The sequence below is a fragment of the Aquimarina sp. KJ22-3 genome (assembly GCF_055808215.1).
Window position 1 is genome coordinate 1 of sequence record NZ_CM147859.1, and the last position, 23,923, is coordinate 23,923.

Annotated in this window: 22 protein-coding genes and 1 pseudogene; 14 read left to right on the forward strand and 9 right to left on the reverse strand. The window is 36.1% G+C overall.

Features of this window, described 5'->3' with window-relative positions; all coding sequences use genetic code 11:
- Positions 1-37 precede the first annotated feature (37 nt).
- From AC0L3Q_RS00005 to AC0L3Q_RS00015, 3 genes are all read left to right on the forward strand, one after another.
- Positions 38-1,540 (forward strand): tetratricopeptide repeat protein, encoded by a 1,503-nt coding sequence (locus tag AC0L3Q_RS00005; RefSeq protein WP_473283990.1) that lies wholly within the window; start codon positions 38-40, stop codon positions 1,538-1,540.
- Positions 1,492-1,773, forward strand: a complete 282-nt coding sequence (locus tag AC0L3Q_RS00010) for a helix-turn-helix domain-containing protein (protein ID WP_473283992.1) — start codon at positions 1,492-1,494, stop codon at positions 1,771-1,773. The genes AC0L3Q_RS00005 and AC0L3Q_RS00010 overlap by 49 nt, the downstream gene beginning before the upstream one ends.
- A gap of 102 nt (positions 1,774-1,875) precedes the next feature.
- A complete protein-coding gene (locus AC0L3Q_RS00015) occupies positions 1,876-2,070 on the forward strand; it encodes a class I lanthipeptide (RefSeq protein ID WP_473283994.1) in 195 nt (64 codons plus the stop codon).
- Positions 2,071-2,139: 69 nt separating this feature from the next.
- Here AC0L3Q_RS00015 and AC0L3Q_RS00020 read toward each other — a convergent pair whose 3' ends face one another.
- The 4 genes from AC0L3Q_RS00020 to AC0L3Q_RS00035 all read right to left on the reverse strand — a co-directional run bounded on the left by AC0L3Q_RS00020 (position 2,140) and on the right by AC0L3Q_RS00035 (position 7,990).
- Positions 2,140-2,490 (reverse strand): helix-turn-helix domain-containing protein, encoded by a 351-nt coding sequence (locus tag AC0L3Q_RS00020; protein WP_473283996.1) that lies wholly within the window; start codon positions 2,488-2,490, stop codon positions 2,140-2,142.
- A gap of 136 nt (positions 2,491-2,626) precedes the next feature.
- Positions 2,627-5,479, reverse strand: coding sequence for a VPS10 domain-containing protein (locus tag AC0L3Q_RS00025; RefSeq protein WP_473283998.1), 2,853 nt, complete (start codon positions 5,477-5,479; stop codon positions 2,627-2,629).
- Positions 5,480-5,569: 90 nt separating this feature from the next.
- Positions 5,570-7,117, reverse strand: a complete 1,548-nt coding sequence (locus tag AC0L3Q_RS00030; RefSeq protein WP_473284000.1) for a hypothetical protein — start codon at positions 7,115-7,117, stop codon at positions 5,570-5,572.
- A 12-nt stretch (positions 7,118-7,129) separates the two neighbouring features.
- Positions 7,130-7,990: an ABC transporter ATP-binding protein gene (locus tag AC0L3Q_RS00035; RefSeq protein ID WP_473284002.1), complete on the reverse strand. Its 861-nt coding sequence runs from the start codon at positions 7,988-7,990 to the stop codon at positions 7,130-7,132.
- 222 nt (positions 7,991-8,212) lie between these two features.
- Here AC0L3Q_RS00035 and AC0L3Q_RS00040 point away from each other — a divergent pair, with 222 nt between their 5' ends.
- From AC0L3Q_RS00040 to AC0L3Q_RS00055, 4 genes are all read left to right on the forward strand, one after another.
- Positions 8,213-9,190, forward strand: coding sequence for a sensor histidine kinase (locus tag AC0L3Q_RS00040; protein WP_473284004.1), 978 nt, complete (start codon positions 8,213-8,215; stop codon positions 9,188-9,190).
- A 2-nt stretch (positions 9,191-9,192) separates the two neighbouring features.
- Positions 9,193-9,891 (forward strand): LytR/AlgR family response regulator transcription factor, encoded by a 699-nt coding sequence (locus AC0L3Q_RS00045; RefSeq protein WP_473284006.1) that lies wholly within the window; start codon positions 9,193-9,195, stop codon positions 9,889-9,891.
- A 113-nt stretch (positions 9,892-10,004) separates the two neighbouring features.
- Complete coding sequence (locus AC0L3Q_RS00050) at positions 10,005-11,300, forward strand: aminopeptidase P family protein (protein ID WP_473284008.1); 1,296 nt, start codon at positions 10,005-10,007, stop codon at positions 11,298-11,300.
- Between the two features lie 75 nt (positions 11,301-11,375).
- A complete protein-coding gene (locus AC0L3Q_RS00055; RefSeq protein ID WP_073316077.1) occupies positions 11,376-11,759 on the forward strand; it encodes a VOC family protein in 384 nt (127 codons plus the stop codon).
- Here AC0L3Q_RS00055 and AC0L3Q_RS00060 read toward each other — a convergent pair.
- On the reverse strand, positions 11,756-13,099 hold the full coding sequence (locus AC0L3Q_RS00060) for a cytochrome-c peroxidase (RefSeq protein ID WP_473284011.1): 1,344 nt from the start codon (positions 13,097-13,099) through the stop codon (positions 11,756-11,758). The genes AC0L3Q_RS00055 and AC0L3Q_RS00060 overlap by 4 nt on opposite strands.
- A gap of 117 nt (positions 13,100-13,216) precedes the next feature.
- A complete protein-coding gene (gene brnQ, locus AC0L3Q_RS00065) occupies positions 13,217-14,497 on the reverse strand; it encodes a branched-chain amino acid transport system II carrier protein (protein ID WP_473284013.1) in 1,281 nt (426 codons plus the stop codon).
- Positions 14,498-14,534: 37 nt separating this feature from the next.
- On the opposite strand from brnQ, the gene AC0L3Q_RS00070 reads away from it, so the two are divergent.
- On the forward strand, positions 14,535-15,317 hold the full coding sequence (locus tag AC0L3Q_RS00070; RefSeq protein WP_473284015.1) for an alpha/beta fold hydrolase: 783 nt from the start codon (positions 14,535-14,537) through the stop codon (positions 15,315-15,317).
- 201 nt (positions 15,318-15,518) lie between these two features.
- On the forward strand, positions 15,519-15,791 hold the full coding sequence (locus tag AC0L3Q_RS00075) for a hypothetical protein (RefSeq protein WP_473284017.1): 273 nt from the start codon (positions 15,519-15,521) through the stop codon (positions 15,789-15,791).
- A gap of 7 nt (positions 15,792-15,798) precedes the next feature.
- On the opposite strand, the pseudogene thiL reads toward AC0L3Q_RS00075, so the two are convergent.
- The 3 genes and pseudogenes from thiL to AC0L3Q_RS00090 all read right to left on the reverse strand — a co-directional run bounded on the left by thiL (position 15,799) and on the right by AC0L3Q_RS00090 (position 18,736).
- Positions 15,799-16,850: pseudogene (thiL, locus tag AC0L3Q_RS00080) on the reverse strand (thiamine-phosphate kinase).
- An 82-nt stretch (positions 16,851-16,932) separates the two neighbouring features.
- A complete protein-coding gene (locus tag AC0L3Q_RS00085) occupies positions 16,933-17,451 on the reverse strand; it encodes a PPC domain-containing protein (RefSeq protein ID WP_473284019.1) in 519 nt (172 codons plus the stop codon).
- A gap of 40 nt (positions 17,452-17,491) precedes the next feature.
- Positions 17,492-18,736: a serine hydrolase domain-containing protein gene (locus AC0L3Q_RS00090; RefSeq protein WP_473284021.1), complete on the reverse strand. Its 1,245-nt coding sequence runs from the start codon at positions 18,734-18,736 to the stop codon at positions 17,492-17,494.
- A 178-nt stretch (positions 18,737-18,914) separates the two neighbouring features.
- On the opposite strand from AC0L3Q_RS00090, the gene AC0L3Q_RS00095 reads away from it, so the two are divergent.
- From AC0L3Q_RS00095 to AC0L3Q_RS00115, 5 genes are all read left to right on the forward strand, one after another.
- Positions 18,915-20,165 (forward strand): choice-of-anchor B family protein, encoded by a 1,251-nt coding sequence (locus AC0L3Q_RS00095; protein WP_473284023.1) that lies wholly within the window; start codon positions 18,915-18,917, stop codon positions 20,163-20,165.
- A gap of 7 nt (positions 20,166-20,172) precedes the next feature.
- Positions 20,173-21,504, forward strand: a complete 1,332-nt coding sequence (locus AC0L3Q_RS00100; RefSeq protein WP_473284025.1) for a hypothetical protein — start codon at positions 20,173-20,175, stop codon at positions 21,502-21,504.
- A gap of 158 nt (positions 21,505-21,662) precedes the next feature.
- The gene (locus AC0L3Q_RS00105) at positions 21,663-21,992 is read left to right on the forward strand and encodes a HesB/IscA family protein (protein ID WP_473284027.1); all 330 of its coding nucleotides are present in this window, start codon (positions 21,663-21,665) and stop codon (positions 21,990-21,992) included.
- 44 nt (positions 21,993-22,036) lie between these two features.
- Positions 22,037-23,482: a Fe-S cluster assembly protein SufB gene (gene sufB, locus AC0L3Q_RS00110; RefSeq protein WP_473284029.1), complete on the forward strand. Its 1,446-nt coding sequence runs from the start codon at positions 22,037-22,039 to the stop codon at positions 23,480-23,482.
- Between the two features lie 25 nt (positions 23,483-23,507).
- Entirely contained in the window at positions 23,508-23,897 is a 390-nt protein-coding gene (locus AC0L3Q_RS00115) for a hypothetical protein (protein ID WP_073316066.1), read from the forward strand.
- Positions 23,898-23,923: the final 26 nt, after the last annotated feature.

Here is a 23,923-nt window from a genome sequence, read left to right on the forward strand (position 1 = left end):
TTTAAAGCGCGTAAACCTATTAAATTCCCTGTTGCTTTTGAAAATTAAAGAAGCATACTCTCTTGTTATTTCCTTTTATCCTAAGGTCATATTAGCTTTTTTATTTTTGAGCATTCAGTCTCTTATTTCTCAAGAAAAAGAATTTAAAGTTCCTGATTCTTTAAAAGGGTTAGATTATAAAGAATTATACCGTACGTATATAAAAACCTGGCCAGATACCTTAACATCGACTGTTTACCTAAATAGTTATTTAAAAAAAGCGGTTGGCGAAAACAATAAGATAGAGATGGCTAAGGCCTATTGCTTGCTTTCTTATTATGCCAAAGAAGAATCTGAGAAATTAAGATTACTGGATCGATCGATACTGTTGAGTGCTAGTTCTGGAGATAAAACCTATCCTATTGAAGCCTACTCTTTCAAGGGAGGGTATTTCTTGAAAAAAGGAGATATTGTTGCTGCTCTTGACAACTATTTAAAAATATTACCTATTGCAGAACAAGTACAAAATCAAGAGTACCTTTATATAACCCGACATAATATTGCCCGTATAAAAACGGAAATTGGAAAGCATGATGAGGCACTACCTTTATTCAGAGAAAATTTTATCCGTAATAGCACAAGAAAAAATATTGATACTACCCGATATTTAAAATCTTCTATTGCACTGGCAGAATCTTATCGATACAATAATAAGTTAGATTCTGCATCGATAACCAACGAAAAAGCACTTGAAAAACTTCAAAACTCCGAATATCATTATCATAGGTTTTATGGTAAAATAATGATCAATAAGGGTATTACTGATTTCTTTAAAAGGAACTACAAAACCTCAGAAAAAAGTATTCTCGAAGGGATTAGTATGCTAGATCAACAAAATGCAGAAAACAAAAAATTCTATATTTTGGGTTCATTTTACTTGGGTAAATTGAAACGTATACAGAAGGATCTTAACGAAGCAAAAAAACAATTCTTGGTTGTGGATTCTGTTTTTCAAAAAGAGAAAAAAGCACCACTCGAAGTAAGAGAGAGTTACGAATTCTTAATTCAATTTTTTAAAGATAAAAAACAAAAAGAAATGCAGTTGGACTACATTAACAAACTCATTTCTTTTGATAGTATCACGAATAGCGAGGCTTCATTTGTTTCTTCAAGACTTTTTAAGGAGTTTGATACTCCTATATTATTAAAAGAGAAAGAAAAACTTATTGATGAGCTAAAAGGAACTAACAAAAACCTATATCTGTTAGTGGCTTTTCTTGCGGTACTTACACTAATTGTAACCATTTTCTTTTACAAACTCTACAGAAAGAAAAAAGAGTATCAATCAAAATTTGAGCAGCTCATTACAAAAAACAACACCACGTCTACTTTGGAAAAAACCGAGAAAGCTGATATCGGAGTACCTGAAGAGATTATTTTAGATATTTTGAAAAAACTCGAAGCTTTTGAAAAAAAGCAGCTTTTCCTGAAAAAAACATCAGTATTACTTCTTTGGCAAAAGACAACAAGACCAATACCAAATACCTTTCTAAAATCATAAATCATTATAAAGAAAAAAACTTTGCCAACTATATTAATGATCTTAGAATTGCCTATGCCGTGGATCGATTAAAAACCGATAAGATGTTAAAAAACTACACGATTCAGGGTATTGCAGAAGAAATGGGATTTAATACCGCAGAGTCTTTTTCTTCGGCCTTCAAAAAGACCACCGGCATCAAAACTTCTTACTTTATTAAGAAATTACATGAGTTAGATACGCAGGAACATTAACGAAATTCCGTGAATTTCGACTAATAATCCCCTCATTTTGAGTCTTTTTACTTTTTTTGTTCTATTTTTAAAACCGGAAAACATTTAATAAACTAAGGACAGATGAAAAAAGTAAAGGGCAAAAAACTGGAATTGAAAAAACTTAGTGTTGCTAAGTTGAGTGATCGTAATATGTATAATCTCAAAGGAGGGAAAAAAGTAGAGAACCTAATTGTAAAGGTGGAGATGATATTATCTTTAATTCTATGGCTGACAGATGTGAAACACGTCGTGCCGATTGTACAGCTCCTACAGTAATTGGATTTTAAGTTAGACTTCTTGATATTTTAAAAACCCTTCAACATGATGTTGAAGGGTTTTATATTTTTACGAAACGAATTTTTCTTTGTATTCTGTAGGTGTCATCCTTGTGTGCTTTTTGAAAGTACGGTAAAACACGGATTTAGAGTTAAAACCAGCTTCCAGACCAATAGATAATAAAGTATACTTATCATATTGTGTGTTATCCAGCATCTTTTTTATTTCTTCTACTCTAAGTTTACCGATAATGTCACAAAATGTTCTGCCTGTATTTTTATTGATAATTTGTGACAAATAATTTGAGCTTATCTCCAGCTTTTCTGCTACTACATCCAAGTTCAACAAAGGGTCCAAATGTATTTTTTCAGTCTTTATAAGGTGAACAAAATTTTCAAAATGAGGGTTTTCTATATACATACGATTACAACTTTTCGATATTCTTATCCCATAAGAATTCCATTACTTCGTAAAAGTATTGTGATCGCTAATTGTTGTATATGAACATTGTTCCAAAAACTATGACAAACGTTTCATGACAAAACGTAGTCAATCATTATTTGATTTCAAAAATCTTCTTTTCTGTCTCTTTTCCTATAGAAATTTGAGCATAATACTTTCCTACCGGTAAATAGTAAGCTCCATTTTTTCTCTTTGCCACTTCTTCATCAGGAAATTCTTTTTCTAGAACGCCTTTACCCTTTTCTGTCATCGTAACATCGTATTCAACTTGATTAAATCCTTTTTCTGCCTTAGCTGAAAACTCTTGTAATACACTACCTTCTAGAGTCATTATTTGTACAGATACATCGGCTCCTTGTGCGGTATAAAACTCAATCGTCGCTGATGGTTGTCTAGCCTCCAGCCATTTGCTCCAGGAAACACCCCATTGTTCTGACCAGGTGATGTCTTGAATATCAAAAATGTGTAGTGATTTACTTTTTACTTCATCATCAAACGCTTGTAATGCACCAATATCCGTTTTGTAAATACTTCTTCCATGGGTTCCTAGCAACAAATCGCTTTCCTCGGGTTGAATGACTAAATCGTGAATAGCTACATTAGGTAATCCTTTTGAGAATACTTGCCATGATTTTCCTCTATCCAGAGAAACATAAGCCCCATTGTCTGTACCCAGATACAGTACATTCTCGTTTCTAGGATCCTCCTGAATAACATTTACAGAAGATAATGGGATTTTTTGTCCTATATTTTGCCAGGTAGCTCCATAGTTTTCACTTACAAATACGTAAGGCGTAAAATCATCGTTTCTATATCCGTTTAAAGTAACATATACCCGTTCTTTTTTGTGAGCAGAGGCTACCACTCTCGATACCCAAAGATCTTTTGGGAGTGAACTAGATACATTGCTCCAATTTCCTCCAGAATTTTTGGTAACTTGGATCAATCCATCATCACTACCTGTATAAATCAATCCAAACTGAAATGGAGATTCAGAAATAGTGGTAATGGTGCCATACGCTACATTCCCTTTTTTGCCTCCTTGCGTTAAATCTCCTGAGATGGCTGTCCAATCATCTCCCTGATTCATGGATCTCATTAACTTATTCCCTCCCAGATATAAAATATCCTGATTATGAGAAGAAAGTAGAATCGGTGTTTGCCAATTAAAGCGATACGGAGACTCTCCAAGTTCGTGCTTTGGTTGGATGTAGGTTTGTTGTTGATTGGCTCGATCTAATCTAAAATAATTACCAAACTGAAAACCGGTGTATACAATATTAGCATCTCTCTTATCGATCTGTACCTGCATACCGTCTCCTCCTAGAATACTCTCCCAATTATAATGACCACTTTGGTGCCATTCCGAACTTTCTTCGGCATCATTAGGACCTACCCAAACGCCATTATCCTGCAGACCTCCGTACACATTATAGGGTGTTTCATGATCGATATTAATAGCATAAAATTGTCCTACATTGGGCTGATTAGCCTTGATCCAATGTTTACCATCATCGTAGGAGATATTTATCCCACCATCATTTCCATTAATTAGGTGATTGGGATTATTGGGGTCAATCCATAAAGCGTGATGATCGGCATGTACGTTTTTTCCTTGTATGCTAGAAAATGTTTTACCTCCGTCTTTTGATTTCAGAATGGGAACACCGCTAATATAAATATGCTCTTTGTTTTTTGGGTTGACCTGAATTTGTCCGAAGTAATATCCATAACTAAAGTAAATATCATCCAGATAATCAGTATGTGTTTTTTTCCATGATTTCCCACCGTCATCACTTCGATATACTTCGGCACCAACTACTGGGGTGTCAAACAACATCGAATTTGCATCTTCTAGATATTTGGCCAAGTCCTTAGGTTGAGCGTTACCGCTTCGAACCATTTGCTTTACATTATCAGCTCTGTATTTTTCCTGAAATCCATTGGTCTTCAGAAAAATATTCAATTTTTTGTTATCGATTTTCAAAAAATCGTCTTTAGACATTGTTTTAAAATCTTCCTTAGTTAACCTGCTTGTATTGCCTTTTGTTTGATTTTTCTTTCTTCTAAACTGATTGTCATGTACTACATAGACTGTATTTTCGTCAAAAACGGCAACTCCAATTCTTCCCACTCCATCGCCAGTGGGAAACCCACTATTTTCTAATGAGATTTTATTCCAGGTTTCCCCAGCATCCGTACTTTTATAAATACCGGATCCTGTTCCGTTTCCTCTAAAATTCCATGCCTTCCGATCTTTATCCCAAGCAGTGGCATACATCGTATTAAAACTATTAGGGGCATACTCTACATCAATGATTCCCGTTTGATCATTGATAAATAGGGTTTGTTTCCATGTCGCACCCCCATCAGTTGTTTTATAGATTCCTCGTTCTTGATTTATAGAATATAAATGACCCGTTATCCCAATGACTACTTCATCAGGGTTATTTGGATTAATCACAATCCGACCGACGTGATGAGAATCTGATAAACCTACATTTTTCCAGGTCTTTCCTTTATCTGTAGATTTCAAAATTCCTATTCCCGCATACGAAGATCGCGATGCATTGTTTTCTCCAGTTCCTACCCAGATCGTTCCGTTTTTCCAATCTATGGCAATATCACCAATGTTAATCGTCTCTGCACCGTCCATCACCGGAGTAAAAGTGGTACCATTATTTGCAGTATACCATAATCCCCCAGAGGCATAAGCCACATAAAATTCAGAAGTGTTCCCTGGATTAACATCTACATCTACTACTCTTCCGCTCATTACTGAAGGGCCGATGTTTGTAAAAGGAACATTTTTGACTATAGAGGTAGCTTCCATTTCCTTTTTCTGCGACAATCCGCCGATCATATCTTCAGCACTGGTTACTGGTTGTTGCGCAAAAAGAGAACAGGAAAAAATAAAGTAAGCTAAGGTGAGTGTTTGTGTTTTCATTTTGACCGTCATTTAGTGGCCTGAAAGTAGATATTGTTAAAACAATCTCAAAATTTTTAGTTATTGTTTAACTACTTCACAAATATGCCTTTACTTTCTGAGGTCACTCCGTCTTTTAAGAAAACTCATAGTACCTAAACCTAAGATTAAAGCAGATACATATAGAATTTGAGTTGTATCTGGAGAAATCCCTCCGAAATAATCGAAAACCGGAATCTTATTTATGTTTGCATAAGTAATGAAGAAAAACAATACCGCGAACAACTTCTTACTTTGCGTAAAAATTCCTAAAAACATCGCTAGAAATACGACAAAAACAGCACCCAACAAAATAGACATCAACGCATTAATATCCAGAAGACATCCGTAAAGAAACAGTAGAGGAAATGCCAAACCTATCATTAATATCACTCCGGCAATTATCTGCGAAATCAAAATTCTACGCAAAGGTCTAAATGCTGAAAAAGTAAAATAAAATACATCATTTTCCAGTTCTTTTGTGGTAAGATCTGATAACCTGTGTACCTGCAAAAACCACAATATAGGTAACACCATTTGATGGGCAATATCAATGTTTAAAAACGCCAATAAGATCATCCCTATTGCATTGACCATCCACAACCACTTATTCCCTTTTCGCATTAATAAAAACAGTTCTGTTTTAATCAATGGCAGTATACTTTGATCTGTTTGAGGCTTGGGTAATTGAGATAGTAGGATCTCCCTAGATCCAAAACTCGATATCATACGTTGCTTTGTTTTTGTGGGTGATGTTCTTTCTTTGGTATTGAATCTATGAAAGAAAGGGGTAACTATTACAATGAGAAGAATTCCGAAAAAAATCCATCCCAAGCGACTTGCTATAAAAGAAGAAGGGAAATCAATTCCTTCAAAATTAAATTTCTTTGCTTTGGTGGTATTTCCCAAAACATATCCTATGGTCATTTTAGAGGTCTTATGAGCAGGCAATAACTTACGAACACTTTCTTCCATAGCATTCATCACTATTTTATTTCCAAAAACATCTAAATTATATTTCATTTTGTCTTGAGATGAAAACAGCAACAAAAAAGAAAATAGCACAAAAAAGAGTATGTTTTGAATCACAGTATATCTGCCTATTATTACCTCGAACAATACTGCTAAGACCGAAATCCAAAAAATTGCTGGTAGTGCAATAATTACATAAGGTTTAACAAACTGCAAGATCTCAAAATCAAACCCATCGTTATATAAAACAAAAAGAAGAATACTCATCAAAAAAGTAATGCATACAATGGTAATTAGCACCAAAAAATTGCTAAAAACTCTAGACAATAAATAACTGAAGTTTTTAATTCTCGTAGTGGCAAGAATTTGACCTACTTTAGTTTTGATGTCCTTTTGGATACTATTGTTTACCAAATAAAAGCCAATCAAAGACAAAAACACACTACTCATCATCGCGGTTACATATCCAAACCATGCCGAATTATAGTTGCCAACATAATCCCCAATCCTAATGGTAGAATAACTGGCATTGGGTTCTGGAACAAAGGTATATGAAATAGCCAAAGTTGCACAAAGTGTAATTAAGAAAGAATAACTTCTGATACGTGTTAGATAATCTAACTTTATAATGGTCAAAAAGGATCTCATGAGTACAAAGGATTAGTTTTTGGTTAGGTATAAATAAGCATCTTCTAGAGTTGCTTTTTGAGGTCTTGCATTGCTCATTAGTTTATCTGAGATGTACCGAATAGTAGTCTTGCCCTTATAGCGTGCAGTACTTAATGTGGTTACCCGATTCTTAAATTCTGATACAGCTTCATCTTCAATTTTGATTTCGAATACTTTGCCTTCTAGATGATCTATAATATCCTGTCTATTTCCTTGGGTGATCAAAGTTCCATTTTTCATGATGGCAACAGTATCGGCAATCATATCAATATCTGATACGATATGAGAAGATAATATTACAATACTCTGACTCGCTAAGTCTGAAATAAGATTTCTAAATCGAACCCGTTCTTCGGGATCCAAACCTACAGTGGGTTCATCAAAAATGATGATTTTGGGATTATTGAGCAGTGTCTGTGCGATTCCTACTCGTTGTTTCATCCCTCCAGAATAACTACCTATTGGTTTTGATGCCGCATCGATTAAGTTCAGTCCTTCTAACAGCTTTTCGATTCTGTCTTTCAGTCCGCTTCCCCCAACTCCTTTGATAGCTGCTATGTATTGTAAAAACTCAAAAGCATTCAAGTTGGGGTAGACTCCAAAATCCTGGGGTAAAAAACCTAATTGTCCCCGCATATAGTTGGCATCCTTTACAATATTATTTTTATTCAGCAGAATGATGCCTTCGGTAGGCTTGTTTACGGTAGCGATCATTTTCATCAATGTAGATTTTCCAGCACCATTGGGTCCTAATAGACCCAAAATTCCTTTTTCTACTGTTAATGAAAAATTCTGTACTCCATATTTTTTTCTGGTATATCGTTTTGAGACATTATTGATTTCTAGCTTCATCTTTATTTGCTTTTACGGTTAAAGAATATTCTGTTGTCAAAAGTCTATGTTGGTCTACATAAATTCAATAAATAATGATGAGTGTATTGACAAAAATGATGAACCTTTTCTTACCCTGTCATCATTAAAATTGTATTAGTTGAACCCAAAAAATGGGGCTTTTGTCATTAAAAAGTACGTTTTTGAATACCATATCTTATTTTTAGGTTTTATTTCGTCTACATGTCAAAACTAGATTCTTGGATCGATAACAAAATTGTGCAGAACCTTTTTATTTGGTTACTGCTCTTTATCATTCTATTGGCTACTATACAAGCGGATAACAGATGGTTGGCAGCATTATTTGTAGTGTTATTATTGGCTCCTTCGGTATATATTAACAATCTTTATATTCTTCCGTACCTACAAAAAAACCTAAAGAAATGTATTGCTTTATTTCTTGTACATCTCATGATATGGAACACCATTCTTGTTTACATTATGGGAATTGTTAGCGATCAGGAGTTTGAATGGAAGATGTGGCTTAATTTTGTAGGGGTTATGACTTTGGCATTATCTTTCTCTTCTACCATCAAACTTGCAAGAGATAGTTTTTATAGAAGACAACAAGAAAAAGATGCGGAATTAAAGTTACTCAAAGCTCAACTTAATCCTCATTTTTTATTCAATACCTTAAACAACCTGTACGGATTATCAGTCGTAAAATCTGAAAAATTACCAGATTTGATGCTCACACTATCTGATCTTTTGCGCTATAGTCTTTATGACACACAAGAAACTTTTGTTCCGCTAGAAAAGGAAATACAGTATTTGGAAAACTACATTTCTTTAGAGAAAATCAGATTAGAAAGTAGTACAAAAATTCAGTTTGATAGAAGCGGTGATGTCTTTTCTAAGCAGGTTGCTCCTATGCTTTTGATCGTATTTGTAGAAAATGCTTTTAAGCATTTGGATGCTTCCACAAATTCTGAAAGCAATGTTCATATTACTTTATCGGTTTCTGAAACCGAAATGAAATTTACATGCAGTAATACGTACACTGATAATCTTGCGAATAAAGAAAATTTGGAAACAGGAAAAAGTGGTATTGGTTTACAAAATGCCAAAAAACGACTAGATTTGATTTATGCTGACAAACATCAACTAAAAATTATGGCCGATAAAGAAATTTTTGATGTGCAATTAACTTTACAGTTTTGATCATGATGAAATGTATTATAGCAGATGATGAACCCATCGCCAGGCAGATTTTAGAAAATTATATTCAAGAGATTCCGAATCTTGAGCTTATTGCCTCTTGCAAAAATGCTTTTGAAGTTATAGAAGTTTTGCAAAAAGAATCTCCGGATATTCTGTTTCTCGATATTAATATGCCCAAATTATCAGGGTTAAGCCTGCTTAAAACTTTACAACAAAAACCTGCTGTAATTATTACCACGGCATACCCAGAACATGCAGTTATGGGATTTGAACTCTCTGTCACGGATTACTTATTAAAACCTTTTTCATTAGAACGATTTTTACAAGCTATTTATAAGGTTAAACCCAAACAAGAAGCTGACAAAACGGTGATAAAAGAAGAAAAAGATACTTCGAAAACCATTTTTGTAAAAAGTGATAAAAAGATCATTAAACTAAATACCTATGATATTTCTTATATCGAAGCCTACGGTAATTATATAAAAATTTATACGGATCAAATGATTCTTACCTCCCAAACACTTACCGATTTTATGGCAAAACTGCCGCCATCTTTTTTGAGAATTCATAAGTCTTTTGTGGTCAATTTTGATCAGCTCAAATTTATAGATGGAAATCAATTTGTGTTACAAAATGACAGTAAACTACCCATTGGTAAATCGTATCGAAAAAATGTGATTGACAAAATCGATTATTCATAAAACTTTGGGTTTACGAAGTTAACTTATACAGGAACTCAAAATTGTTTGGGTTCCTTTCTTATTAGAATCTATAATAACACTATTTTTGAAAACACATTTCAAAATAGCAACTCATGAAATATCATCCTATAGACAAAAACCTATTCATCAAAAACAGGAAGAATTTTACTGCACAGATGAAGCCTAATAGTATAGCTGTATTCAATAGTAACGATATCTACCCAATTAGTGCGGATAGTATGATGCCCTTTGAACAACACCGCGATATTTTTTATCTCAGTGGTGTAGATCAAGAAGAAAGTGTTTTATTGCTTTTTCCTGATGCGCCAAAAGAAAAACATAGAGAGGTATTGTTTCTGAAAGAAACCAGCGAATTGATTGCCATTTGGGAAGGCGAAAAATTGACTAAGGAGAAAGCGTTCGAAGTTTCGGGGATCAAAACCGTATACTGGCTTTCGGATCTTGAAAAAATCTTTTTCGAAATCATGACCCAATGTGATACGGTATATGTAAATACCAATGAGCATTACCGATCTCATGTAGAAACCGAAACACGAGAAGATCGATTTACCAAATGGTGGAAAAACAAATATCCCGCGCACTCGGTTGCCAAGAGTAATCCTATCCTACAACGCCTACGTTCTGTAAAAGATCAAATAGAATTGGATTTGATGCAAATTGCTTGTAATATCACCGAAAAAGGATTTAGAAGGCTATTAGATTTTGTAAAACCTGATGTATGGGAGTATAATATTGAAGCTGAGCTTTTGCATGAATTTATTAATAACAGATCCAAAGGTTTTGCTTACACTCCGATCATTGCCAGTGGGTCCAATGCCAACGTACTTCATTATATAGAAAATAACCAACAGTGTAAAGCGGGTGATCTTATCTTGATGGATGTTGCCGCAGAGTATGCGAATTACTCTAGTGATCTCTCTAGAACAATACCTGTATCTGGGACCTATACCAAAAGACAACGTGAGGTATACGACGCTGTTTTACGAGTAAAAAACGAAGCTACCAAAATGCTAGTGCCTGGCACTATTTGGGCAGACTATCATGTTGAGGTAGGTAAACTAATGACTTCAGAATTATTAGGTTTAGGCTTATTGGATAAAGCGGATGTACAAAATGAAGATCCAGACTGGCCAGCCTACAAAAAGTACTTCATGCATGGAACTTCTCATCATATTGGTTTGGATACGCATGATTACGGAATCCTAACCGAACCCATGGAAGCCAACATGGTATTTACGGTAGAGCCAGGGATTTATATTCCTGATGAAGGGTTTGGAATTCGACTAGAAGATGATGTAGTGATTCAAGAAAAGGGAGCCCCTTTTAATCTGATGGCCAACATCCCAATCGAAGCTGAAGAAATTGAAGAATTAATGAACCGATCCTAGATCGGTTTTTTTATTGCCTCTATAGAATATTTATCGGTACTCATTCGTTACCAATAAAAAACTCTCTTTTATCTTATGCAACGAATGAAGATTACAGCAGGTCACCAACAGGCTATGCCCTATCTAGTGGTGAAAAAAGCCGAAGATTTTATTGATTTCATTCGTAAAATATTCAACGCACAGGAGATGATCAGGAGCACAGATGCGCAACACCGTATTCAGCACTCTGAGATTAAAATCGGTGACAGTACTATTCTTCTTTCAGAAGCTTCTGCAGACTATCCTGCTCAACCTGGATCCATGTATGTGTATGTTCGCGATACCGATCAAACCTACTACAACGCCTTAGATTCCGGAGCCGTCTCACTCATGCAACCTATGGATGAGGATAGCGGAGCAAGAGGCGCCGGTTTTAAAGACCCTTTTGGAAATACGTGGTGGATCGCCACATTGTATTAATTACATCCTAAATCTGATCTCGATTGCTCGTCGTTATTAGGAAAGCATAATCCTGAATTTATTGTTTCTGGTACATAACGGGTTAAGTTGGGATCTCGCAGACTACTTTCGATAAAAACAGTAAGATCATCTATTTCCTGATCGGTTAAATCTGTTGCTCCAAATTGTGTTGCCAAATTCTCTGCGGGAACCTCGTTGGATTGTGGTACCCCATCGTTTTTGTAACGAATCACCTCTTTTACCGAAGTAAAAGTAGATCCATGACCATAAAATCCGTTATCTGCAATATTGTATAACGTTGGTGTTTTAAACTTATAGTCGTCATCTGGATTTTTGGTGAATCCTCCTCTTCCTTTTTTTACATTTTGAAATCCATTTTCATCCAAAACAATAGCGGTATTCGAATTATCAAAGTCGCCCATTCCAAAGGCATGAAATCCTTTATCGTTTAATGCAGGACCTGTATGACATTCATAACATTTTCCGTTACCAAAAAAAGCAATGGCTCCCCTTTTCTCGGCATCAGTCATTGCATCGCTTTGTCCTTTCAGCCATTCCTGCCAAGGTGCTTGATTCGCCAATAACGTTCTTTCGTAAGCTGCCATAGCCAAAGCTGCGTTCAAGGTAGTATACCGGTCCTCTTCGGCAACATCACCAAAAGCTGCATCAAACATTGCTTTGTATCCTGCTTGATTTACAAAGTCTTCGTCTACTAATAATCGATGAACACCTTGTCCTTTGATCGCTTGTACTTCGACTCCCTGAAGTCCTAGAAAGTTTTCCTGAATATTTTCCCAATTGGCTTCAGTTCCCTGATTGGTTCCTGTACCTCCAAATTGTCCATTCCAAAGCATCACATCCTGGTAGGCTACATTGAGTATAGTAGGGGATCGAAGTGGTTGGATATCTACAGAATCTACAGGTACGTTTTGGTTGATAGTTCTTTCTTCTCCACGAATACCAAAACCTACTCCGCATTCTCCGATTCCTTGTCGTATCCCAGCGCTAAACCCAGCTCCAACCTGATGGCAAGATGCACAGGAATAAGTTCCTCTCATTTCTTCTATTTTAGGGTTTCTACCTAAGGCCGTTTCATGTAATAGTAGTTTTCCTAAATCAACTTTGGCTCTGGTAATCGGATTTTGGGGGTCCTGCGGGATGTTGGTGTAATCATCACTTTCTGGAAACATGAAATACGAAAGCCCTTTTCCCTCGGAAGCTTCGGTAAGCAATGTTTTTAATTGATCGTCTAAATTGGATTCGATAGGTACATAATTGTCGTCATTACCGCAAGAAACTATTAGACATAATAGACTTGCAGCTAGAAATAGTCTTTTCATAAGATAAATCTATACTTTTAAAGGTTTGTTTATTGAAATGTGGTTGTTTTCCTAGCCGCGAATGTACTAAAAAACGAATAATGGAAAAAGGGGAAATTACCCTTAAAAACAATTATGTTATGACTTTCTTTTTACTAATGAAAATAGGTTGATTATAATCCAGGTAACAACAGCTGGAAGCAACCAAGCAAGGCTATACTTTCCAAGGGGAAGCGCCTCTAACAACGGTTGTACAGATTCTCCCATACCTATGGACGCCAAAAGATCAGGAATACTAAAAATGATGGTAACAATAACCACTATTTTGAAAGTGAGATCTGAAGTGAAATTGTCGGGTATGGCATTAAGCAGAATTAATACAATAGTAATTGGATAGATAAGCATCAAAGCAGGCACTGCAACATCAATAATATAATGCACATCAAACTGCCCCATTACCACTCCTAGAATACATCCTACAATAGCAGTGATTACATATGCTTTTTTGGATTCTCCTAAGATACCTTTCATAAAATCAGCTGTACCAGTAACAATACCAACGGCAGTTGTAAAACAAGCCAAACCAACCAAAACACTTAAGCAGGATCTGCCGATATTACCCAAGGTTTTTAAACTTAATTCGGAAAGCAAGCCGATTCGAGAAATGTTTGGATCCACTTCAGCACCAAAAAGAGCTCCATTATAGATCATACCTGCATAAATGATAAAGAGACCAAAACCGGCAACAATTCCAGAACTAATAATTAGGCTGCGTATCCTTTCAAAATTTTCCTCTCCTTTGATTTTGAGTGAAATAATAATCACCCCACCAACAACTACCGCCCCTATAGCATCAAATGTTTGATAGCCTTCTAATAATCCTGTAACTACTGGTGTCTCAAAAGTTGAAGGATTCAGAGTTGGATCCAGGGTTCCAAAAACACCTAGTGCTACAATAGATAGTATTACAATAAATAGTATAGGAGATAAGAATTTCCCCAGTAGGCTTAATATTCTTGACCGATTGAGTACAAATAGGAGTACCAATGCGAAATAAATTCCGCTGGTTAGCCAAGCGCTAGTACCAAAAAATGGTTGAATAGCCATCTCATGAGTTACCGATGCCGTTCTTGGAGAAGGTAAAGTAATCGAAATCAAATACACCAAAACACAATATACAAGACTAAATCCCGGAGAAACTCTTTTGGCAAAATCCAGCATTGTTCCTTGTAATCGAGCATGAGCTACGATACCTAATATAGGGATAAGCACTGCAGAAATAACAAAGCCCAAAGTAACCATCGACCAGGATTCTCCGGCTTTAAGTCCTAATAGTGGGGGTAGCATTAGATTTCCCGCACCAAAAAACATAGAAAAAAGAGCAAATCCTGCAACGAAAGTTTCTTTATTAAATCGCATTTAATTAGGTTTATGTGCCTAAAAATAAAATTTCAAAATGACTTTGACGTACAAAGAGATCAAAATAAATTATAAGAGCACCGGAAAAGGGAGATCGATCGTTTTTTTACATGGATTTCTAGAGAATATAACCATGTGGGAACAAACCATCGCCTTACTCGAAAACTCCTATCATTGCATTGCAATTGATTTATTGGGCCATGGGGATACTGAGTCTTTGGGATATATCCATACCATGGAAGACATGGCATTAGCCGTTAATACGGTATTAGACGAATTACAAATAACCGATCTTACCCTAATCGGACACTCTATGGGTGGATATGTTTCGCTTGCTTTTGTAGATCTTTTCCCTAAAAAGGCAATTTCATTAATACTGCTTAACTCTACATCTTATCCAGACAGTGAAGAACGTAAAATTAGCAGGACCCGAGCCATCGATATTGTTAAGAAAAATCCTAATGCCTATACCAGTATGGCCATTGCTAATCTTTTTGCTGAAAAAAATAGGATTGCTTACGAACCACAGATCAAACAAATAAAAGAACAAGCGTCTAAAACGTCATTGCAAGGAATCATTTCTGCATTAGAAGGTATGAAAATCAGAAAAGATCGATCTAATATCCTTAAAGAATTTAATGGGTCTAAAGTAATTTTTGCTGGAGAAAAAGATCCTGTTTTATCGTTTTCTCAAAATGAGAAAGAAGCCAATTATGCCAAGGTAGATCTCATTTCTTTTGACGGCGGACATATGACCTATATTGAAAACCAAAAAGAGTTTATAGCTGCTTTACAAAATCATCTACAGAACCCTACATAGGTAACGGCTTAGTTCCAAAATTATCAGATGAAATACATTTTTTTTAGCCAAAAAACCTATTTTTTGGCTTTTTTTAGTTAAAAAACAACATTTGAAGACAATTTTTTCTTACAAAATTTAGTTTATGTCAAAAAAAATATTATTATTGTATTGATAATGAACCCATAACACCCTTCTATGCACTTATAACCCCTAGAAAATATGAAAAAGTCTACCCCTAGTTCTACGTTCTCCTTTTCCAAAATCTATTGTTCCCTATTTGGTCATGACTACGTTCTTTCTAAACATGTTACCCATCATATAAAAGAATATACTTGTTCGCATTGTGGAGAGCAAGCAACAACAAATAGCAGAGGTCGTTTGGAAGTGTTAACCCCCAAATTAAAAGAGATTAATAATGCCCTAGAACAAGTGCATGCGAAAAAAGCGGCCAGGAAAGAAACAAAAACTACTCCTTTTCAAGCAGCATCATAGTATCATTCTACTCTTCTTTTTTAATAGGATTCCACCCTTGAGCTTGTAACTCTATTTTCTCATTGGCTCGAGTAACTAATCCCATTCCGTCATTCTTATCAGTCATGTGCCCGATCACCGTTAAATTGGGATTTGCTTTTATTTTTGGATAATCCTCTTGTTTTATCGTGAACAATAACTCATAATCCTCACCACCGTTGAGGGCTACTGTAGTACTGTTTAAATTAAACTCTTCACAAATTGAGATTACTGCCGGGTCCAACGGTATTTTTTCTTCGTAAAGATGTACCCCTACTTCAGACTTTGTACACAGGTGTATCGTTTCCGAAGACAAACCATCACTAATATCGATCATACTTGTCGGCTGTACTTCAAGTGCTTTAAGCAATTCCGGAATATCTTTACGAGCCTCAGGTTTAAGTTGTCTTTCGATTAAGTAGGTATATTGATCCAAGTCTGGTTGTGCATTTGGGTTTACATTAAAAACCTGTTTTTCTCGCTCCAAAACTTGAAGCCCCATATACGCAGCACCCAAATCTCCAGATACGACCAAGAGGTCATTGTTTTTTGCTCCACTTCTGTAGGTAATTTTTCTTGCTTGGCATATCCCAAAGCAGTAATGCTTATAATTAATCCTGAAGTGGAAGAAGTGGTATCTCCACCAACCACATCTACGTTATATAAATTGGCTGCTGTTTGAATACCTGCATATAATTCTTCCAATGCTTCTAACGGAAATCTATTAGATACAGCTATAGATACTGTGATCTGACTTGCAGTAGCATTCATCGCATAAATGTCTGAAAGGTTAACCATCACCGATTTATATCCCAGATGCTTTAAAGGAACGTAAGAAAGGTCAAAGTGTACTCCTTCAATTAGCAAATCTGTACTGATCACACATTTTTGGTCTCCAAAGTCCAAAATTGCTGCATCATCTCCTATACCAACATCTGTTGTAGGTTGTTTGATCTCAAAATTCTTTGTGAGATGGTCTATTAATCCAAATTCACCTAATTCAGACAAAGGGGTTCTAGCGCTATTTTTATCTTCTATCATGCTGCAAAGGTAGCCAACATTGTGATTCTATCTCATAAAAAAATCCCGAAAAATCAGGATTTTTAAGGATTATAATATGAATTTATAAGCATTCTCTTTCATAGTTCTGTGCATCGACATCATCAATTGGAGCTACACCTTCTGTAAATGGAGTATCTGAAATTATGGCTAAGGTGTAAGTACCTTCAACTCCAGCACTTAATCCCCAATCTCTTGCGACAGACAAATTGTATGTACCAGCTTCTGAAACAGTAATATTTGTTATGGAAACGTCTTCATCCTGACCTGTACATCCATAATAAGTAAGACTTCCTTCATTTAATAAATTAGGTCCTCCAAACTGTCCAAATTCCGCAGATAAATCAAGTGATACTGCCGACATTCCTGTTACATCATTTATACTAATCGATATTTTAGAATCTTTTTTGAATTCAAACTGATAAACATCTTCACAATTTTCACCTAGTCCACAATTCCATTGTCCTTCTATTTCAAAAGAAGTTACTCCTACTACTTCTGGAGTAGCATCATCATCATTTGAACAGCTCGCAAAAGTTATTCCTGCAATGATTAAAATGGTTTTTAAAATTTGATTTTTCATGACTTTACTATTTTGTTTTTTTTATACTTTATTCTTCTTTTTATTGACAGTTAGATTTCCAGGCATTATCATAGCTATCCCTTAAAATACTACCCAAGGTGGTATTATTACCATTGGTTAATAACACAGCTTCTACGCCATTTGGAAAAATCATGATACGGGATCGCAATGCTCGACTACAACAATCATCTGCACCTCTTAATCCTCCTTTTGACAAATACTTGCCATAGGTTCCATCTATGGATTCAGTCAATCCTAACTCCGAATTCAGAATACTTTCTCTTTGTTTTTTGGAAATGATGGTTTCGCTTTGATCGTGCTTAAAAAAGGCTAAGATTTTTGCCAGATCCATCGAAGACAATAACAGTCCGCCAGATCCTCCATTACGGTACGGATTGCTACTATGTTTCCAACCCAAGGCACCATCAGAAGCATTTTGAAAATCAGGGTTGAATGGCCATTGATATCCCCAAGGATAAATCCCATCATAATAGTTCTCTACTTCGTTTGCAGACGATGGAGGATTGATATTCAAAGGGTCAAAGATCTTTTCTTTGACATACTCAAAATATTTATCCGTGCATGCGGTTGAATATTCATTGGCTGTCTCATCAAGTTCATAAACGATTTGACCGATCAATACTCTAATCAACGTAAAGTTCCCGTTTTGATACTCTCCGATACGGTTCATCGCAGGAGTAGCGGCTAACCCTGCCAACATTTGAGCTTCGGTAGGCATAATACCAGGAAAAGGATCATCCCCAGGAAAATTGATGGCCGTATTCATTTGTAACAATTTGCGAAATGTCAAATACGCATCAGAATCCACATCAGAATGTGTAGAATGTACCTGCGATTTCCAGGTTTCTGGAAGATAATTAACTACGTTAAACTCCAGGCTTACATTATGCTCCTCCATCGCTTTTAGCAGGGCAACTGTGCCTATAAATTTTGAAACAGAAGCCACATTCATTCGTGTATCCACCGACATGGCTACAGGTCCATCGCTATCATTTTCATGAATGGCAAACCCTTCTGCTTCGGCATGATATAAGTTTCCATCTTTATTAATTACCAATTGATAACCCACATTCGGGTTGTCTTCATTATTTAATCTTTCTTGTAGTCCTTCTACAAATGCATCAATATCAAACTTGGGTGCAGGATCACAAAACTGTTGTGGATCATCTTTTTCGCATGCGCTAAAAACAAGTACATAGATTAATAAACTAAGTGTACTCTTAATAGATGTAATCAACGTTTTCTTTAAAATTGAAGTTTCCATACTTAAAATTTTTAGTGGTTTTTTGTTTTACATCCCTATATCAGATGGGTAAAAATATTGTTACCCTCTTTTGAAAAATCTCCAGCAAAAAATTCAATTTTAAATTCATAAGTATTTGTTTTTCATATATTTAAATGAAATGAAAAAAGTTTGGTATCTTTAGTAAAATGATAGTCTCATGAAAAAGTTAAATAGTGTCATCGGCTGTCTCCTTCTTTTACTCATTTTGAGTTGTAGCGGAGATGACGATGCAGGTGCTCCTGTGGATCCAGGTCCAGACCCTGATGCTTCCAACGAATGTATTAATGGTACAGCTGCAGGTTTTTATCCTTGTAACGGTCTTGATTTGGTTTCCTCAATTAATCTGGGAGTCATGGAAGCAGCAAGAGGAAACGATAGCTGGGGATGGACAGACCCTCAAGACGGAAAAGAATATGCTATTATTGGATTGGATAATGGTACCGCATTTATAGACATCTCTACCCCTGAGAATCCAATATATCTAGGAAAATTACCAACGGCAACGGTTAGTAGCAACTGGAGAGATGTAAAAGTATATCAAAATCACGCCTTTATAGTAAGTGAAGCCCAAGGTCATGGTATGCAGGTTTTTGATCTTACTCGACTTAGAAGCATAACAAACCCTCCGCAAAATTTTACTGCCGATACCCGATTTACAGAATTTGGTAGTGCTCATAATATTGTGATTAATGAGGCTTCAGGCTATGCCTATCCGGTTGGAGCAAGAAACACCACCGGAACCGCATTGGTTTTTGGTGGAGGTCCTATTTTCGTGAATATCCAGGACCCTAAAAACCCTTTGGGAGAAGGTGGGTTTACCTCGGTGGGTACGGATCCTTATTCTCATGATGCTCAGGTAGTAACGTATAATGGGCCTGATCCTGATTATCAAGGCAGGGAAATATTAATTGGAAGCAATCAGGTAGAGATTGTAATTGCTGATATCACAGACAAAAACAACCCCGTTAATATTTCCAAGATTAGCTATTCCCAGGTAGGATATACTCATCAAGGTTGGTTTACCGAAGATATGCGATATTTTCTTCTAGGGGATGAATTAGACGAAACCAATGCCGGGTTTAATACTCGAACCATTATATTCGATTTTCAGGATTTAGACAATCCCGCTTTCCATATGACTTATACTGGCCCAACTAGAGCTATTGATCATAATGGATATGTAAAAGACAATAAATTTTATATGGCAAACTATCAAGCCGGATTGCGAGTAATTGACCTTACTGATATTGCCAGCGGAAACCTAACCGAAATAGGGTTTTTCGATTCTTTCCCAACCGCAAACAGTGCAAATTTTAGTGGAGCCTGGAACGTCTATCCTTTTTTTGCAAGCGGAAACATAATAATCAGTGATATCAATGCCGGATTCCTTTTGGTCAAAGAACAATAAAATGCATATGAGAAGAAATATAAAAATTAGCCTGGTGGCTCTTTTAAGCATACTATTGTGTAGTTGCTCGAATGATGATGATAACGACAATTCTGATGTCATTAATTTCCAGGGAGAAATTGATTGGATAAAAACCTTTGGTGGATCCGACGAGGAGTCTGCACGCTCTGTTATTGAAACTTCTGATGGAGGATATGCAGTTTTGGGGTTTACCAAAAGTACAGATGGAGATATTACCGACAAAACCTTGAACGTAAACGACTATTGGTTATTAAAATTAGATGCCGAAGGTGCGTTACAATGGAACAAGACTATTGGAGGAAGTGGCGATGATCAGGGTCAGGAAGTCATTCAAACCCGGGATAATGGTTTTCTTATCACTGGATACAGTATGAGTAGTGATGGTGATGCCAGTAACAATGAAGGTTTTCATGACAATTGGTTTGTAAAATTGGATAGCAGTGGTAATATCGAATGGGAAAAGAGCTATGGCTTTGCAGGGCATGATCATAGTTATGCTATAATTCAGACACAGGATGGCGGATATTTTAGTGCTGGATTTTTGGATATTACGGCTTCTGGAGGAGAAGGAGGCTTGACCAAACATGGTGTAGGAGAGTTTTGGGGTCAAAAAATAAATGCACAAGGAGAATTAGAGTGGCGTAACTTTTTTGGCGGCACCAATAATGATAGAAGTTACAGTGTGCTTCAGTCTGCAGATGGAGGTTTTGTTATGTTTGGTGCTACAGAGAGCACCGATTTTGATATCACCAGCCATAACGGAAGTTATGATTTTTGGATCGTAAAAATAAATGCTTCGGGTGAAATGGTATGGCAGAAAACATATGGCGGTAGCGGAATTGATATTGCGTACGAAGCTGTTCTTGCTGCGGATAACTCTTATGTGGTCGTAGGTCAAACTATAAGTAATGATGGCGATGTAACGGATAATCATGGAGATTCTGATTTTTGGGTGATCAAAATAGATGATGATGGAAACTTAATCTGGAAAAAATCCTTTGGAGGATTACAGTTTGATGTGGCAAGATCTATTGATACCACCTTTGATGGTGGGTTTGTCATTTCGGGTGCATCAAAAAGTAGTAGTGGCGATCTTAGTGCTAACCATGGAGATAACGATTTTTGGGTGATCAAAATAGACAATTCCGGAAACTTGCAATGGCAAAAGAGCTTTGGTGGTGCCGGTTTCGATTTTTCGTATGATGTCATTGAAACCTCAACAGGTCACCTTTTGGCAGTTGGAGAAACAAACAGCAATGATCTTGATCAGGCTGAAAACAAAGGGCTTCTGGACTTGATGGTGATCAAAATAAAGTAAGGACAATAAGAACTAAGGCATCTCATAATCTATATAAAACCAAATGAATAGATTTTATCAATATAGATATATGTTAGATAAATGTTAGGTTTTATGAATAAGATGCACTTATGTAGTATATTTGCAACTCATTTAGAATTAATCTATTTAATAAGAAGATGATTAAGGTATCAGACATAGCAAAAAATAAAGTCATCCAATTGATGAGCGAAGACGGGTACAATATCACTACTGATTACATCCGAGTAGGTGTAAAAAGTGGCGGTTGCTCTGGTTTGTCTTATGATCTGAAGTTCGACAAATCACAGCAAGATGGAGATAAAGTTTTTGAAGACAACGGTGTAAAAATCATTGTAGACAAAAAGAGCTTTCTCTACCTTGTAGGAACCACTTTGGAATATTCTGGTGGTTTAAATGGAACTGGCTTTGTATTTAATAACCCCAATGCAACAAGAACTTGTGGCTGTGGAGAGAGTTTTTCTCTTTAATTTGGACATGAAAAAAGTCCTGAATAAAATTTAGGATCAAGAAGATGGCATATACAGAAGACGACTTAAAGAAAGAATTAGAAACCAAGGAATACGAGTACGGATTCTATACAGATATAGAGTCTGATACATTCCCCGTTGGTTTGAATGAAGATATTGTTCGAGCAATTTCTAAGAAAAAAGAAGAGCCCGAGTGGATGACCGAATGGCGACTGGAAGCTTTTAGAATCTGGGAGCAGATGGAAGAGCCAGAATGGGCAAACGTAAACTACGAGAAACCTAATTTTCAGAATATCTCTTATTACTCAGCTCCCAATAAAAAACCAAAATACAATAGTATTGATGAGGTAGATCCAGAGTTGTTGGAAACTTTTGAAAAACTAGGAATTTCTCTAGAAGAGCAGAAGAAATTGGCAGGCGTTGCGGTGGATATCGTAATGGACTCCGTTTCTGTTGCGACTACTTTTAAAGAGACTCTGGCCGAAAAAGGAATTATATTCTGTTCTATTTCTGAAGCCATTCAGGAGCATCCAGAATTAATAAAGAAATATATCGGTAGTGTAGTACCGCAAAAAGATAATTTTTATGCTGCATTAAATTCTGCAGTGTTTAGTGATGGTTCTTTTTGTTACATTCCAAAGGGAGTTCGATGCCCAATGGAATTGTCTACATATTTCCGAATAAATCAAGCAGGAACTGGACAGTTTGAAAGAACACTGGTTATTGCTGACGAAGGTAGTTATGTAAGTTACCTAGAGGGTTGTACTGCTCCTATGCGTGATGAAAATCAATTGCATGCGGCTGTAGTAGAACTTATCGCTTTAGATGATGCCGAGATCAAGTATTCTACGGTACAAAACTGGTATCCTGGTAATGCCGAAGGTAAAGGAGGAGTGTTCAACTTCGTTACCAAAAGAGGACTTTGTGAGACTAATGCTAAAATCTCATGGACTCAGGTAGAAACCGGATCTGCGGTTACCTGGAAATATCCTTCTTGTGTACTTAAAGGAGATTATTCTGTAGGTGAGTTTTACTCTATTGCTGTGACTAACAATTTTCAGCAAGCCGATACAGGGACCAAAATGATTCATTTGGGTAAGAATACCAAAAGTACTATCATTTCAAAAGGGATTTCTACCGGAAAATCTCAAAACAGTTATAGAGGACTGGTTCAAATTAATAGTAGAGCTGAGAATGCCCGTAATTTTTCACAATGTGATTCTTTACTGATGGGCAATGAATGTGGTGCTCATACGTTTCCTTATATAGAAGCAAAAAATAAAACTGCTCAAATAGAACATGAAGCTACAACTAGCAAGATTGGAGAAGATCAAATTTTTTACTGTAATCAAAGAGGTATCGATACCGAAAAAGCGATAGCCCTGATCGTAAATGGATTTAGTAAAGAAGTATTGAACAAACTTCCGATGGAATTTGCTGTTGAAGCTCAAAAACTTCTTGAGATTTCTCTTGAAGGTTCTGTAGGATAAATGTAAAATCATCTAAACGACCTCAATGAAACCATCAACTTTACTCATTGCCGTACTGCTCATTATTTCTTCTTGTAAAAAAAACAACTCCGAAAATCAAAATGGCGAAGTTACTTTGATTAGGGGAGAGTTTATTCTAATTGAAGATGCCGCAGTGATTAAAGGGAATGATTTTATTTATGGTGTGGTGATCGATGAAGCGGCTTTAGAATTAGCAGAAAAAATAAAGCCTCTGCAAAGAGAAGAATATGATATGGTTCCTGTGGTAATCAAAGGAATTATAAAATCCAATCCCAATCAAGGTTGGGGAGAGGTTGTAGAAATAAAAGAAATTGTAGGTGTTAGTGCGCCAACATCAGAATTGCCTACAAAAATTAAGGCTTCTGAAACGCAAAACACCTCTGAAGGAAATTAAATAGAAAACAAACAGAATAATACATC

Bases quoted from the DNA above. Each gene is read 5' to 3' on its own strand.
- AC0L3Q_RS00015 (WP_473283994.1), top strand. From the start codon at position 1,876: ATGAAAAAAGTAAAGGGCAAAAAACTGGAATTGAAAAAACTTAGTGTT.
- AC0L3Q_RS00030 (WP_473284000.1), bottom strand. From the start codon at position 7,117: ATGAGATCCTTTTTGACCATTATAAAGTTAGATTATCTAACACGTATC.
- AC0L3Q_RS00115 (WP_073316066.1), top strand. From the start codon at position 23,508: ATGAAACCATCAACTTTACTCATTGCCGTACTGCTCATTATTTCTTCT.
- AC0L3Q_RS00075 (WP_473284017.1), top strand. From the start codon at position 15,519: ATGAAAAAGTCTACCCCTAGTTCTACGTTCTCCTTTTCCAAAATCTAT.
- AC0L3Q_RS00050 (WP_473284008.1), top strand. From the start codon at position 10,005: ATGAAATATCATCCTATAGACAAAAACCTATTCATCAAAAACAGGAAG.
- AC0L3Q_RS00045 (WP_473284006.1), top strand. From the start codon at position 9,193: ATGATGAAATGTATTATAGCAGATGATGAACCCATCGCCAGGCAGATT.
- AC0L3Q_RS00040 (WP_473284004.1), top strand. From the start codon at position 8,213: ATGTCAAAACTAGATTCTTGGATCGATAACAAAATTGTGCAGAACCTT.
- brnQ (WP_473284013.1), bottom strand. From the start codon at position 14,497: ATGCGATTTAATAAAGAAACTTTCGTTGCAGGATTTGCTCTTTTTTCT.
- AC0L3Q_RS00105 (WP_473284027.1), top strand. From the start codon at position 21,663: ATGATTAAGGTATCAGACATAGCAAAAAATAAAGTCATCCAATTGATG.
- sufB (WP_473284029.1), top strand. From the start codon at position 22,037: ATGGCATATACAGAAGACGACTTAAAGAAAGAATTAGAAACCAAGGAA.
- AC0L3Q_RS00060 (WP_473284011.1), bottom strand. From the start codon at position 13,099: ATGAAAAGACTATTTCTAGCTGCAAGTCTATTATGTCTAATAGTTTCT.
- AC0L3Q_RS00055 (WP_073316077.1), top strand. From the start codon at position 11,376: ATGCAACGAATGAAGATTACAGCAGGTCACCAACAGGCTATGCCCTAT.
- AC0L3Q_RS00070 (WP_473284015.1), top strand. From the start codon at position 14,535: ATGACTTTGACGTACAAAGAGATCAAAATAAATTATAAGAGCACCGGA.
- AC0L3Q_RS00095 (WP_473284023.1), top strand. From the start codon at position 18,915: ATGAAAAAGTTAAATAGTGTCATCGGCTGTCTCCTTCTTTTACTCATT.
- AC0L3Q_RS00035 (WP_473284002.1), bottom strand. From the start codon at position 7,990: ATGAAGCTAGAAATCAATAATGTCTCAAAACGATATACCAGAAAAAAA.
- AC0L3Q_RS00085 (WP_473284019.1), bottom strand. From the start codon at position 17,451: ATGAAAAATCAAATTTTAAAAACCATTTTAATCATTGCAGGAATAACT.
- AC0L3Q_RS00025 (WP_473283998.1), bottom strand. From the start codon at position 5,479: ATGAAAACACAAACACTCACCTTAGCTTACTTTATTTTTTCCTGTTCT.
- AC0L3Q_RS00090 (WP_473284021.1), bottom strand. From the start codon at position 18,736: ATGGAAACTTCAATTTTAAAGAAAACGTTGATTACATCTATTAAGAGT.
- AC0L3Q_RS00100 (WP_473284025.1), top strand. From the start codon at position 20,173: ATGAGAAGAAATATAAAAATTAGCCTGGTGGCTCTTTTAAGCATACTA.
- AC0L3Q_RS00020 (WP_473283996.1), bottom strand. From the start codon at position 2,490: ATGTATATAGAAAACCCTCATTTTGAAAATTTTGTTCACCTTATAAAG.